The organism is Streptomyces sp. NPDC051109, from assembly GCF_044455885.1.
Classification (GTDB): domain Bacteria; phylum Actinomycetota; class Actinomycetes; order Streptomycetales; family Streptomycetaceae; genus Streptomyces.
Genome location: NZ_JBITFF010000022.1, coordinates 54444 through 66619, shown reverse-complemented (window position 1 = coordinate 66619; position 12176 = coordinate 54444). Strand labels below are relative to the sequence as shown.

Genomic DNA, 12176 nt, shown 5'->3' with positions numbered 1-12176 from the left:
CTCCTTCGGGGGTCAGCTGCGTACGGCGATCCCGTCCAGCACCATCGACAGGTACTGGCGGGCGATCTCCTCGGGGCTGTGCTGTCCTCCCGGCCGGTACCAGGACGCCGCCACCCACACCGTGTCGCGGACGAAGCGGTAGGTGAGGCGGACGTCGAGATCGGCCCGGAAGACCTTGGCGGCGACCCCGCGCTCCAGCGTCCCCAGCCAGGCCTTCTCGAACTTCTGCTGCGAGTCGGAGAGGTAGTGGAAGCGGGGCTGCGCGGACAGGTGCCGGGATTCCTTCTGGTAGATCGCGACGGCGGCGCGGTGCCGGTCGATCTCGCGGAAGGACTCGGTGACGAGGGCCTCGATGGTCTCCCGGGGGCCGAGGCCGGCGGCGAGGACGGCGTCGTAGCCCTGCCACAGCTCGTTCAGGAAGGCCGAGAGGATCTCGTCGAGCATCGACTCCTTGGAATCGAAGTGGTAGTAGAGGCTGCCGGCGAGCATGCCGGCGGCGTCGGCGATCTTGCGGACGGTGGTGGCGTTGTAGCCCTGCGCGGCGAAGACCTCGGCGGCGGTGTCGAGGAGCTCGCGGCGGCGCTCGGGAGAGGCGCTCACCTGGGGCTTCCTGGCTGGCGATTTGGCTGTCGGCTTGTTCGTTGGCACGAGCCCATTCTGGGCCTAGGCGCGCTGGCTGCTGACGGAGACGGTCTCGCCCGTCATGTACGACGAGTAGCCGCTGGCCAGGAACACGATGACGTTGGCGACCTCCCAGGGCTCGGCGTACCGGCCGAAGGCCTCGCGGGCCGTCAGCTCGGTCAGCAGTTCCTCGCTGGTGACCTTCACCAGGTGCGGGTGCATGGCGAGGCTCGGGGCGACCGCGTTGACCCGTACGCCGAACTCGGCCGCCTCCAGCGCGGCGCAGCGGGTCAGTGCCATCACCCCGGCCTTGGCTGCGGCGTAGTGGGCCTGGCCGGTCTGGGCGCGCCAGCCGACGACGGAGGCGTTGTTGACGACGACCCCGCCCCGGCCGGAGGCCTTCAGCGAGCGCAGGGCGGCGCGGGTGCAGCGGAAGGTGCCGTTCAGGGTGACGTCGAGGACGTTGCCCCACTGTTCGTCGGTCATGTCGACGAGGGCGGCGGTGCCTCCGAGGCCGGCGTTGTTGACGACGACGTCGAGGCCGCCGTGGGTCTGCTCGGCGAGCGCGAACAGGGCCCCGACCTGGTCCTCGTCGGTGACGTCGCAGGGCAGGGAGGTGACGCGGCCGGCGCCGAACTCGGCGCCGAGGGCCTGTTCGGTCTCCTTCAGTCGGCGGGCGTGCGCGTCGCCGATGACGATGCGGGCGCCCTCCTCCAGGAAGCGGCGGGCGGTGGCCCCGCCGATCCCGGCTCCGGCGGCGGCGGTGATGACGGCCGTGCGGCCTCGGAGCAACCCGTGACCCGGCACGTAGTCGGGGGTGTTCACGCTCATGGCGGTACGTTAACCTACCAAACACTTGTTAGGGAACACTTGTCGAGCGGACTCGACGTGTCGGGGAAACTCCCGCGAAGCCCCTGCGACGGAGGCGGACAGCTGATGGACCTGACCCACGCACCGGAGGTGACGGCCTTCCGGGCCGAGGCCCGCGCCTGGCTCGCCGAGCACGTCCCGGACTCCCCCCTCCCCTCCCTGGAGACGGCGGAGGGCTTCGCCGAGCACCGCGCGTGGGAGGCCCGGCTGCACGCGGACCGCTGGTCGGCGGTGTCCTGGCCCGCCGAGTACGGGGGCCGGGGCGTGGACATCGAGCGGTGGCTGGTCTTCGAGGAGGAGTACTGGGCTGCGGGCGCGCCCGGCCGGGTCTCGCAGAACGGCATCAGCCTCCTCGCACCGACCCTCTTCGACCACGGGAGCGCCGAGCAGCGCGCGCGGGTGCTGCCGCCGATGGCGAGCGGCGAGGTGATCTGGGCGCAGGCCTGGTCGGAGCCGGAGTCGGGCTCGGACCTGGCCTCGCTGACATCGCGGGCGGTGCGCACCGAGGGCGGCTGGCTGCTGTCGGGACAGAAGACCTGGTCCTCGCGGGCGGCCTTCGCGGACCGGGCCTTCGGCATCTTCCGTACGGATCCGGCGGCCGGGAAGCCGCACCAGGGGCTGACGTACCTGATGTTCGACCTGCGCGCGCCGGGGGTGAGCGTGCGGCCCATCGGCCGGCTGGACGGGAAGCCCGCCTTCGCGGAGCTCTTCCTGGACGAGGTCTTCGTGCCGGACGCGGACGTGATCGGTGAGCCGGGGCAGGGCTGGCGGATCGCCATGTCCACGACGGGCAACGAGCGCGGGCTGACGCTGCGCTCGCCGGGGCGGTTCCTGGCGGCGGCGGACCGGCTGGCCGCGCTGTGGCGGGCGCAGGGGGATCCGGCGGACACCGCGCTGGGCGGCCGGGTGGCGGACGCGGTGGTCGGGGCGCGCGCGTACGAGCTGTTCACCTGGGCGGCCGCCTCGCGGTTCGCGGCGGGTGGGCGGATCGGCGCCGAGTCCAGCCTGAACAAGGTGTTCTGGTCGGAGTACGACATCGCCCTGCACGAGACGGCGCTGGACCTGCTGGGCCCGGACGCGGAGCTGGCGGAGGGGGCGTGGGCGGAGCCCTGGATCTTCTCGCTGGCCGGGCCGATCTACGCGGGCACGAACGAGATCCAGCGCGACATCATCGCCGAGCGGCTGCTCGGTCTCCCGAAGGGCCGCCGCTGATGCGCTTCCTGCCGACCGGCGAACAGTCGGACTTCGCCCGTACGCTGCACGCCCTGCTCGGCGCCTCGGAGGTCCCGGCGGCCGTACGGGCCTGGGGCGCCGGGGAGCACGGACCGGGGCGGGCCCTGTGGTCGCGGCTCGCGGGGACGGGCCTGTTCGCGCTCGCGGCGGACGAGGAGGCGTACGGCGACCTGGGGGGACTGGGGCCGCTGCCGGTGGAGCTGGCGCTCGGCTTCGTGGAGCTGGGGCGGGCGGGGGTGCCGGGGCCGGTGGTCGAGACGGCCGCGGCGGCCGTGCTGCTGTCGGAGCTGGCGCGGCCCGGGCAGGAGGGGGAGGAGAGAAGGGACGGGGAGAACGCGGAGAACGGGGAGGACGGGCCGGCGAAACGCTTCCTGCCGGGGCTGGTGGCGGGCGAGGCCCTGGCCACGCTGATCCTGCCGGGCGGGGGTCCGTACGCCTTGGACGCGGACGCGGCGGAGTACTGCTTCACGGTGTCGGCGGCGGGCGAGCTCCGGCTGGCACGCGGCGCAGGCGCAGGCGCCGGTGAACCGCTGCGGTCCACGGACCCGGCGCGCCGGCTGTCCCGGCCCGCGGCGGAGGGGGAGCTGCTGGCCGCCGGACCCCGGGTCCTGGCGGCGGCGGGGACCGCCCTGCTCTGGGCGCGGCTGCTGACGGCGGCCCAGTGCCTGGGGGTCGGCGAGGCCCTGCTGGCGAGCACGGTGCGGTACGTGAAGCAGCGCACGCAGTTCGGCACGCCGGTCGGCGGCTTCCAGGCCGTGAAGCACCGGCTGGCGGACACGCTCCTGGCCCTGGAGTTCGCGCGGCCGCTGGTGTGGGCGGCGGCCCTGGGCCTGGCGCCGTGGGAGGTCGCGGCGGCGAAGCTGGCGGCGGGCGAGGCGGCGTACGCGGCGGCCATGACGGCGCTGCAGCTCCACGGGGCCGTGGGCTACACGGAGGAGCTCGACCTCTCCGTGTGGCTGCGCAAGGCGCGGCCGCTGCGCGACGCGTGGGGCTCGCCGGCCGCCTGCCGGGCGGCGGTGCTCCAGGAGCGCGGTGGCGGAGGCCGGCTCACATGACGGCCACGCCGAGGGTGACGACGTAGCGCTCCTCGACCGTCCCGTCGGGGAACAGGGCGGCCAGCCGGGCCCGCTCCGCGTCGAGGAACTCCTGGGTGCCGGCCGGGCCGAGCATCAGGAAGGCGGAATGACTGGCGTGGTTGGCGAGGTGGACGTCGAGCGGGATCCGGCGTGACCAGCGGACCTCCCGCGTGGTGAACGCCAACCCGGGAGGCAGGGTGCGGTGGCCGAGCCCGCCGGCGTCGAACAGGGTCCGGATCCGCTCGTCCTGCTCGGCGATCCACGGGACGGCGGGGTCCATGTCGTTCCACCAGAGCGCGAGCGCGCCGCCGGGCCGCAGTACGCGGCGGGCCTCGGGGACCGAGCGGGCGGGGTCGGTCCAGTGCCAGGCCTGGGCGTACGTGAGGAAGTCGAACCCGGCGGTGGCCAGCGGCAGATGGTCGCCGTCGCCGCGCACGAGCGGGATCCCGGGGTTCGCCCGCCGGAATTCGGCGGCCATGCCGGCGCCCGGTTCGACGGCGAGCACGTCCGCCCCGCGGGCGCGCAGCATCCCGGTGGCGATCCCGGTCCCGGCCCCCGCGTCGGCCACCCTGGCCCCGCGCAGGCCCCGCCCGGCGAGCGCCTCCAGGGCGTCGAACAGTTCTCCGGGATACCCGGGCCGGTTCGCCGCGTACAGCGCGGCGGCGTCGTCGAAGGACCGGGCACGGGTGCGGGGCGTGGACGTCATGTCGCCATTGTTTTCGATCACGGCTCCCCGGACCAGGCCCCGGCGGCCCTTCCGGCTCCGGCTCAGCGCCCGGCTCCCGGCGTCCGACTCAGCGCCCGGCCCGGCGCCCGGCCCGGCGCCCGGCTCAGCGTCCGGCCCGGCGCCCGGCCCGGCGCCCGGCTCAGCGTCCGGCCCGGCGCCCGGCTCAGCGGAACTCGCGGACGACCTCGATCCGGCCCACGAGGTGGGCGTTGAACTCGTCCAGCTCCTCCGCCGGCACCCACAGCTCCAAAATCGTCTCCCCGCCCGCCTGCCGGACCGGGTACCGGGCCAGGAACCCGGTGTCGACCTCGAAGCGCGTCACGAAGCCCGCGCCGTCGTGCTTGACGTTCCAGTCGCGGGCGATGCGGATCGCGTAGTCCTCGTTCAGGACGGGGTAGAAGATCGGCTGCTCCGGGAGCCGCGGCGGCCAGGCCCGCCAGTCGAGCGCGCGGACGAGGTCGAGCTCCACCGGACCCGTCGGGCGCCAGAGCGTGGTCGTCGTGGTGGTCGTGCTCGCGTTCGCGGTCGTCGGGGACATGAGGAGCGACCCTAGGCGCAGGGGTGCCCTCCTGGCCACCGGGTTCGGGTCAGGCGGGGCGGCGGCGGGGGCGGCGGCGCCGGAGGGAGTAGCGGACCATGATCAGCGTCTGGACCGCCAGCAGGATCGCGGCCCCGGTTCCGGCCGTCGTAAGGGCGTCGGGCGAGGCCCAGGCCCGGCCGACCAGTTCGGCGACGCCCACCGCGGTCAGCGCGACCAGGAAGCGGGGTACGAACTCGGCCTCGGTGCCGTGCAGGACTCCCGAGCCGACGACGAAGACGGCTAGCAGCACCGGGATCCACGGGGCGTCCGGCTCGCGCAGCATCAGCGCGGCGCCGAACTCCACTGCCAGGACGAGCACGTAGCGGAGCAACATCGACATGGGCACATCATGCCCGCCGAACCCCGGGGCCGAGCGGCGCGGCGGTGAACCCCGCCCGGCCCCGCCGCATTTCCCTCCCGCGGCGGCATCTCGGGTTGCAATGCGGACTGACGGTCCGTATCTTCGGACGGGATAAGCGGACCATCGGTCCGAATCGCGCCCGAACGGAGAACCGCCATGCCCGCGAGCACCTCGCCCGCACCACCCGCCCCCTCCTCACCCGCGGATCTCTACCGCCACAGCCTGCGCCTGCTCCTCGACAAGGACATCGCCTCCTGGGTCGGCCTGTGGTCCGAACACGGCTCCATGGAGTTCCCGTTCGCCCCGCCCGGTTGGCCCGGGCGGCTGGAGGGGCGGGCGGCCATCGCCGGCTACATGCGCGACTACCCTGACCACATCGACCTGCACGACTTCCCCGACCTGCGGATCCACGAGACGGCCGACCCGGCGACGATCGTGGTCGAGATGCGCGGTGTGGGCCGCGTCGTCGCGACCGGGAGCCCCTTCGACATGACGTACATCGCCGTCGTGACCGTCCGGGACGGCCGGTTCGCCTCGTACCGCGACTACTGGAATCCGCTCGCGGCCCGCGGGCCGGGGCTGGACTTCCCGGCGGACGACATGAGGAGCGCCGCGTGACGACCGCCCCCACCACCGGCACCACCCTGGTCATCGGCGCGACCGGCACCACCGGCAGCCGTACCGCCGCGCAGCTGATCGCCGCCGGCCGGCGCGTCAAGGCGGCCGGCCGCGCGGCCACCCCGCTCCCCGGCGCCGAGCCGGTCCGCTTCGACTGGTACGACCCCGCCACGTACGGCGACGCGCTCGGCGGAGCCGACGGCGTCTACCTCGTCCCGCCCATCGGCGACCCGGACCCGGCCGCGGTCATGCTGCCCTTCCTGGAACGGGCCCGCGCCGCCGGCGTGCGCCGCGCCGTACTCCTCAGCTCCTCCGCCGTCCCCGCGGGCGGCCCGGCGGTGGGGACGGTGCACCAGGCCCTGCCCGGCCTGTTCGACGAGTGGGCGGTCCTGCGCCCCTCCTGGTTCATGCAGAACTTCACCGGCGCGCACGCCCACGCCGACAGCATCCGGGCCGAAGGAGCCATCCTGACCGCGACGGGGACGGGCCGGGTCGGCTTCGTCGACGCCGAGGACATCGCCGCCGTCGCCGTACGGGCCCTCACCGACGACCGCGCGCCCGACGCCGAGCTGGTGCTCACCGGGCCGCAGGCGCTCAGCCACGACGACATCGCCGCGATCCTCACGGAGGTCACCGGCCGCCCGGTGGTCCACCACCACCTGACGTACGACGCCGTGCGGGAACGGCTGGCCGCGGTCATCCCGGCGGAGTTCGCCGCGCTGCTGGCCGGCATGGAGCGCGCCATCGCCGAGGGGGCGGAGGACCGTACGACCGACACCGTCGAGCGCCTCACCGGCCGCCCGCCCCGCGGCTTCCGGGCAGTCGCCGAACGAGAACTGGCCGTACGGAAGCGGGCCGTTCGGGCGGCGCCGCAGACCTCGCGCTAGGGGGCGCCCGCCGCCGCGAGCCCGGCATGATCGGCGAGACACCCCCTGGGCGGCCGTCGCGGGGCGCGGCCCGCCCCCGCCCGGGTACGCCGTGGCTTCTCCCTACCCCGTGGCCCGCAGCCAGGCCGCGGCGGCCGTCAGGGCCGCCCGCCCGGCGGGGAGCGGCAGGCCCAGGAACCCGTGGAAGACCCCCGGGTAAAGGTGCACCGCGCAGTCCACCCCGGCCGCGCCCAGCCGGCGCGCGTACGCCAGGCCCTCGTCCCGCAGCAGATCGCAGTCCGCGAGCACCAGCAGCGTGCGCGGAAGGCCGGAGAGGTCGGGGGCGCGCAGCGGCGAGACATGCGGGTGCGCGGGGTCGCCGCCGTACTGCTCCCAGTACCAGGCCATGTGCGCCGCGGTGTGGAAGTGGCCCTCGCCGTACGCGGCCGTGGACGCGGCCGTGGACGCGGTCGCCGTCGCCGTACCGGTCGCCGTCGCCGCCGCCGCGTCCAGCGGGGGGTACACCAGCAGTTGCCCCGCCACCAGCTCCGGCGCCCGCAGCGCGGTCACCGCCGCCAGGTTGCCTCCGCTGGAGTCCCCCGCCAGCACCACCCGGCCCGGATCGCAGCCCAGCGCGGGGGCCTGCGCCCTCGCCCACAGCAGTACCGTCAGCGCGTCGTCCGGCGCCGCCGGCCAGGGGTGTTCGGGGGCCAGGCGGTAGTCGGCGGAGACCACCACCGCGCCCGACGCGGCGGCCAGCGACCGGCACGTCGCGTCGTGCGTGCCGAGCCCGCACATCACCCAGCCCCCGCCGTGGAAGAACACCACCAGCGGCCGGCCCGCCCCGCCCGGCGCGGGATCGTAGACCCGGACCGGGACGCCCGAGGCCTCGCCGTCCCGGACCGAGGCCACCTCCGGCCCCGCCGACCGGCCGTGGGCGGCCGCCGCCCGCAGGGCCGCCACGTCCCCCGGCCCCGGAAAGGACGCCGCCATCGCATCGCACAGCGCCCGGGCCGCGGGGGACAGGGAACCGCTCACCGCACCTCCGCCCACCACGCCCTCGCCCACCGCACCCCCGCTCATCGCGCCGTCATCCCCCCGTCCACCGCGAACTCCGTTCCCGTCACGTACGAGGACGCGTCCGAGCAGAGGAACAGCACCAGCTCCCCGACCTCCTCCGGCCGCCCCATCCGTCCCAGCGGCACGTGCGACCAGTCCTGCCCGGCGACCGCCGACACCATCGGCGTGTCGATCGCCCCCGGATGCACCGAGTTGACCCGGATCCGGTCCCCCGCCAGGTCCAGCGCCGCCGAGCGGGTCAGCCCGCGCAGCCCGAACTTGGTGGACCCGTACGCCGCGTGGCCGGGGACGCCGACCAGTCCGGCCGCGGAGGAGACGTTCACGATCGAGCCGCCCCCGGCCGCCCGCAGCACCGGCGCCACCGCCCGGATGCCGAGGAACGGCCCCAGCAGGTTCACCCGCAGCAGCTCCTCGAACTCCTCGGGCCGCTGCTGCTCCACATGGGCCGTGCGCCACACCGCCGCGTTGTTGACCAGCGCCGATATCGTGCCGAAGGCCCGTACGGCCTCCCGCACGACCGCCGCCCAGCCCTCCGCCTCGGCCACGTCGTGCCGTACGAACAGCCCCTGGTCCCCCAGCGAGGACGCGACCGCCCGGCCCTCCTCCTCCCGTACGTCCGTGACGACCACCCGGGCACCGGCCTGCGCGCACAACCGGGCGCCGGCCGCGCCCTGCCCGCGGCCGGCGCCCGTGATGACGACGACCTTTCCGTCCAGCGAGACCATCCGCCCACTCCTCCAGATAGACCTAATAGAAATACTTCTAGCAGTCACACCTGGACGGAGGAAGGGATGGCACGGACACCGGTCGTAGACTGCGCTGCGTGGCAGACGAGAAGAGCGAGCGCACCCTCCCGGCGACCGGTTGGGCGGTGCTCGGGCTGCTCTCCTTCGGGGAGGAGCTCTCCGGCTACGACCTGAAGAAGTGGTCGGACCGGTCCCTGCGCTTCTTCTACTGGAGCCCGTCCTTCAGCCAGATCTACAGCGAGCTCAAGCGCCTGGAGCAGGCCGGTTACGCCTCCTCCCGACTGGTCGCCCAGGAGACCGGCACCCGCGACAAGCGGGTGTACCGGATCACCGACGAGGGCATGGCGGCCGCACGGCAATGGGCCCGGGAGACCCCGGCCGACCCGCCCGTCCTCAAGCACGGGCCGATGCTGCGACTGTGGCTGGGCCACCTTCTGGAACCCGGGCAGTTGCGTGAAGTCCTGCTCCGGCACCAGGAGTTCGCGGAGGAGATGCGCCTGCGCGCGGTGGCCGACGCGGAGGCCGCCCTGGACGAGCCCGCCTGGGCCTACCCCGCGCTCACCCTCAAGTGGGCGGAGCGCCACTACGCCTCCGAGGGAGCCCTCGCGGCCGCGATGCTCGACGACATCGCCGCCCTGGAGAGCGGCGGCTGACGTACCCTCGGGCCATGACGGGCAGCGCGATCGACCTCCGCACGATGGAAGCGACCGCCCCCGCGCTCGTGAACCTCTACAAGAGCGCCGGGATCTCGCTCCGCAAGCACGGCCTGGAAGGCGTGCGTGCCGCGGTGTACCTGGTCCTGGACCACTCGGGGTCGATGCGCCCGTACTACCGGGACGGCACGGTGCAGGCCTTCGCCGACCGGGTGCTGGGCCTCTCGGCGCACCTCGACGACGACGGCCGCGTACCGGCGGTGTTCTTCTCGACCGAGGTCGACGCGATGGAGGAGATCCCGCTCGCCGGGCACCAGGGGCGGATCGCCGCGATCACCTCCCGCCTGGGCCACATGGGCAAGACGGCGTACGACGCGGCGATGGACGCGGTGATCGACCACTACCTGGACTCGGGGTCGGCCGATCCGGCACTCGTCGTCTTCCAGACGGACGGCGGCCCGATCAACAAGCCGGCGGCGGAGCGGTACCTGTGCAAGGCGGCCCGGCTCCCGCTGTTCTGGCAGTTCGTCGGCTTCGGGCAGACGCGCAGCCGGCAGTTCGACTTCCTGCGGAGGCTGGACGAACTGCCCGTACCGACCCGGCGGGTGGTGGACAACGCGGGCTACTTCCACGCGGGTCCGGACCCGCGGGAGGTCCCGGACCCGGTGCTCTTCGACCGCCTGGTCATGGAGTTCCCGTCCTGGCTGGCGTCGGCGCGCGCGGCCGGCATCGTGCGCGCCTGAGCGGCGGCCGCCGGTGCCACACGCTTTGATGGACGTATGACGACCACGAACAACTGGGCAGCGTTCGAGAAACAGGAACCGGAACTCGCGGCTACCGTCCGGGCCCGCTTCGCGCAGTACCCGCACCACGTCCTCGGCACCCTCCGCAAGGACGGCTCCCCGCGGCTGGCCGGACTGAACGTCGACATCCGCGGCGGCGAGCTGTGGCTCGGGATGATGCCGGGCTCGATGAAGGCCAAGGACCTCCAGCGCGACCCCCGCTTCGCCCTGCACACGAACCCCGGCGAGGGCGAGACGATGCCGGACGGGGACGTACGGATCTCCGGGCGGGCGATCGAGCTGCTGGACCCGCCCGAGCTGCACCGGTACGCGGAGGAGACGGAGACCCCGCACCCCTTCCACCTCTTCCACGCGGACCTGACGGAGGTGGTCCACATCGGCGTCGACGGCGACGACCTGGTGGTCCGCACCTGGACCCCGGCGCACGGCCTGCGCACCCTCCGCCGGGGCAACGACGACGAGCCCCCGCGCGAGGACCCGGCTAGCTGAAGAGGGGCCGGCGTGGGGCGGGGCCACTCGACGCGGCCGGGTCGATGTCGATCCAGCTGCTGTCGATGTTGAGGGTGACCCCGTCGTGGGTGTCGTCGTGGTTGCCGAGGTACTGGTGGGCGCGGCGGCGGCCGGCCCACTGGTGCGTACCGGCGGGCAGGCCCGTGTCGGCGTCGGAGACCGACGCCCTGCCGTTCCAGACGGCGACCCACAGCACGTCTGGCATGGCCTCCGGCGCCTGGTCGTGGTGGGCGCCGAGCGCCTTGGCCCCGGAGCTCGCCGCGACGTAGGCGCCGGCGCGGTAGCCGAGCTCGTGCAGCCGGACCGTCCAGGCGGTGAGGTACGCGACGACCGGCGGGTCCCAGGTGGTGCGGTCGGTGTAGCTCTCCAGGTCGTTGTAGAGCACCGTGCCCTCCGTCAGGCCCAGGGAGCGGGCCACCGTGACGGCGCCTTCGGCGGCCTCCATGCCCTCCTGGTTCGCCCGGGAGGGATCGGCGGACAGGCCGGTGGCCGGGTTGTTCCAGGGCTGCGGGCCGACCCAGAGCGGCATGAGGTGCCAGCCCGCCTCGGCCTGCCGCCGGACCCAGCCGGCGGTGAGCCGCGGCTGGGCGCAGGCCCGGGCGCGGCCGCCGATGTAGATGCCGACGGCGCCGAAGGGGGAGGCGGCCCGCCAGCCGTCCATGGCGCGCTGGGTCGGGGCGGTGCAGGCGTCGAAACCAGCGCCGGTGAAGGGCTCTTGGGCCCGGACGGGCTTCGGGCCGGTGACGGCCGACGCTGGGTCAGCGGGTGCGCCGGGGGCCCCGGGGGCGGCGGAGTCCCCGGTCCGGGCCCCCGCCAGGAGGCCGCGTACGGCGTCGGGGGTGGTCCCGTACGAGAGGGTGGCCATCACCCCGGGCCGGCGCAGCGCGTACCGGACCTCGTTGCTGTCGCTCTGCGGCTCCGGGATCGCGCCGGGGACCTCGACGCGCACGGTCGGGATGTCGGCCCGCTGCGGGGCCCCTTCGAGCGGCTCCAGGTGCAGGGTGTCGGCGCGGCTGCGGACGGCCCGGCCGGTGCATTCCGCTTGGGTGCCGGCGGGCCCGAGGTACAGGGTGGGCAGGTCCAGCCGCAGGCAGGCGCCGGGATTCCGGTCGAGGTCGACGACCCGCCAGTGCCCGGGGACGGTGAGGCGCAGCCCGTGGTAATCGACGGTCCGCCCGTCCTCGGCGGCGGTGGCGGTGGCCGTCGCCGGGGCCGTGGCCGTGGTGGGATGAACGGGAATCAGCAGGGCGGCGGCGCCGAGCAGGCCGCTCAGCAGGGTTCGGATGGGGACCATGATCCAGATGGGTACCAGACTCCGGACCCGTGAACTGCGCGCGCTCCGAGTGGAGTTGGCCCGTCCGGCCCAGTCCGGCCCCGCCGTGCCGGTCGGCGTGCGTCACCTGCACGAGTGACACGGGCCCGGGCCCGTCAG

At 74.5% G+C, this 12176-nt stretch carries 15 protein-coding genes; 7 read left to right on the top strand and 8 right to left on the bottom strand.

Going from position 1 to position 12176, the window contains the following annotated elements:
• Positions 1 to 12: 12 nt before the first annotated feature.
• A complete protein-coding gene (locus ACIBAD_RS30830) occupies positions 13 to 648 on the bottom strand; it encodes a TetR/AcrR family transcriptional regulator (protein ID WP_398909922.1) in 636 nt (211 codons plus the stop codon).
• A 15-nt stretch (positions 649 to 663) separates the two neighbouring features.
• Positions 664 to 1452 carry an SDR family oxidoreductase gene (locus ACIBAD_RS30825; protein WP_398909920.1) on the bottom strand — a complete coding sequence of 263 codons (789 nt, stop codon included), beginning with the start codon at positions 1450 to 1452 and terminating at the stop codon, positions 664 to 666.
• Positions 1453 to 1557: 105 nt separating this feature from the next.
• Between ACIBAD_RS30825 and ACIBAD_RS30820 the strand changes: the two genes are divergently transcribed.
• Entirely contained in the window at positions 1558 to 2703 is a 1146-nt protein-coding gene (locus ACIBAD_RS30820; protein ID WP_134075009.1) for an acyl-CoA dehydrogenase family protein, read from the top strand.
• The gene (locus ACIBAD_RS30815; protein WP_398909917.1) at positions 2703 to 3779 is read left to right on the top strand and encodes an acyl-CoA dehydrogenase family protein; all 1077 of its coding nucleotides are present in this window, start codon (positions 2703 to 2705) and stop codon (positions 3777 to 3779) included. The genes ACIBAD_RS30820 and ACIBAD_RS30815 overlap by 1 nt, the downstream gene beginning before the upstream one ends.
• On the opposite strand, the gene ACIBAD_RS30810 is transcribed toward ACIBAD_RS30815, so the two are convergent.
• From ACIBAD_RS30810 to ACIBAD_RS30800, 3 genes are all read right to left on the bottom strand, one after another.
• Complete coding sequence (locus ACIBAD_RS30810; RefSeq protein WP_398909915.1) at positions 3772 to 4506, bottom strand: class I SAM-dependent methyltransferase; 735 nt, start codon at positions 4504 to 4506, stop codon at positions 3772 to 3774. The two genes, ACIBAD_RS30815 and ACIBAD_RS30810, sit on opposite strands and share 8 nt — an antisense overlap.
• Before the next feature lie 184 nt (positions 4507 to 4690).
• The gene (locus ACIBAD_RS30805; protein WP_134075012.1) at positions 4691 to 5065 is read right to left on the bottom strand and encodes a hypothetical protein; all 375 of its coding nucleotides are present in this window, start codon (positions 5063 to 5065) and stop codon (positions 4691 to 4693) included.
• 49 nt (positions 5066 to 5114) lie between these two features.
• Positions 5115 to 5447, bottom strand: coding sequence for a hypothetical protein (locus ACIBAD_RS30800; protein WP_398909913.1), 333 nt, complete (start codon positions 5445 to 5447; stop codon positions 5115 to 5117).
• 177 nt (positions 5448 to 5624) lie between these two features.
• Between ACIBAD_RS30800 and ACIBAD_RS30795 the strand changes: the two genes are divergently transcribed.
• Both ACIBAD_RS30795 and ACIBAD_RS30790 read left to right on the top strand, forming a co-directional pair.
• The gene (locus ACIBAD_RS30795; RefSeq protein ID WP_134075014.1) at positions 5625 to 6086 is read left to right on the top strand and encodes a nuclear transport factor 2 family protein; all 462 of its coding nucleotides are present in this window, start codon (positions 5625 to 5627) and stop codon (positions 6084 to 6086) included.
• Positions 6083 to 6973 (top strand): NAD(P)H-binding protein, encoded by an 891-nt coding sequence (locus tag ACIBAD_RS30790; protein ID WP_398909911.1) that lies wholly within the window; start codon positions 6083 to 6085, stop codon positions 6971 to 6973. Before ACIBAD_RS30795 ends, ACIBAD_RS30790 begins: the two co-directional genes overlap by 4 nt.
• Positions 6974 to 7075: 102 nt before the next feature.
• Here ACIBAD_RS30790 and ACIBAD_RS30785 read toward each other — a convergent pair whose 3' ends face one another.
• Complete coding sequence (locus ACIBAD_RS30785; protein ID WP_398909909.1) at positions 7076 to 8035, bottom strand: alpha/beta hydrolase; 960 nt, start codon at positions 8033 to 8035, stop codon at positions 7076 to 7078.
• On the bottom strand, positions 8032 to 8757 hold the full coding sequence (locus tag ACIBAD_RS30780; protein ID WP_398909907.1) for a glucose 1-dehydrogenase: 726 nt from the start codon (positions 8755 to 8757) through the stop codon (positions 8032 to 8034). The genes ACIBAD_RS30785 and ACIBAD_RS30780 overlap by 4 nt, the downstream gene beginning before the upstream one ends.
• 89 nt (positions 8758 to 8846) lie before the next feature.
• On the opposite strand from ACIBAD_RS30780, the gene ACIBAD_RS30775 reads away from it, so the two are divergent.
• Genes ACIBAD_RS30775 through ACIBAD_RS30765 form a run of 3 tightly spaced genes read left to right on the top strand, consistent with a single transcriptional unit; the run spans position 8847 to position 10723 of the window.
• A complete protein-coding gene (locus ACIBAD_RS30775) occupies positions 8847 to 9431 on the top strand; it encodes a PadR family transcriptional regulator (RefSeq protein WP_398909991.1) in 585 nt (194 codons plus the stop codon).
• 14 nt (positions 9432 to 9445) lie between these two features.
• Entirely contained in the window at positions 9446 to 10174 is a 729-nt protein-coding gene (locus ACIBAD_RS30770; protein WP_134075019.1) for a VWA domain-containing protein, read from the top strand.
• A gap of 36 nt (positions 10175 to 10210) precedes the next feature.
• A complete protein-coding gene (locus ACIBAD_RS30765) occupies positions 10211 to 10723 on the top strand; it encodes a pyridoxamine 5'-phosphate oxidase family protein (protein WP_134075020.1) in 513 nt (170 codons plus the stop codon).
• Here ACIBAD_RS30765 and ACIBAD_RS30760 read toward each other — a convergent pair.
• Positions 10716 to 12038 carry a DUF1906 domain-containing protein gene (locus ACIBAD_RS30760; RefSeq protein ID WP_398909904.1) on the bottom strand — a complete coding sequence of 441 codons (1323 nt, stop codon included), beginning with the start codon at positions 12036 to 12038 and terminating at the stop codon, positions 10716 to 10718. The two genes, ACIBAD_RS30765 and ACIBAD_RS30760, sit on opposite strands and share 8 nt — an antisense overlap.
• Between the last annotated feature and the right edge of the window lie 138 nt (positions 12039 to 12176).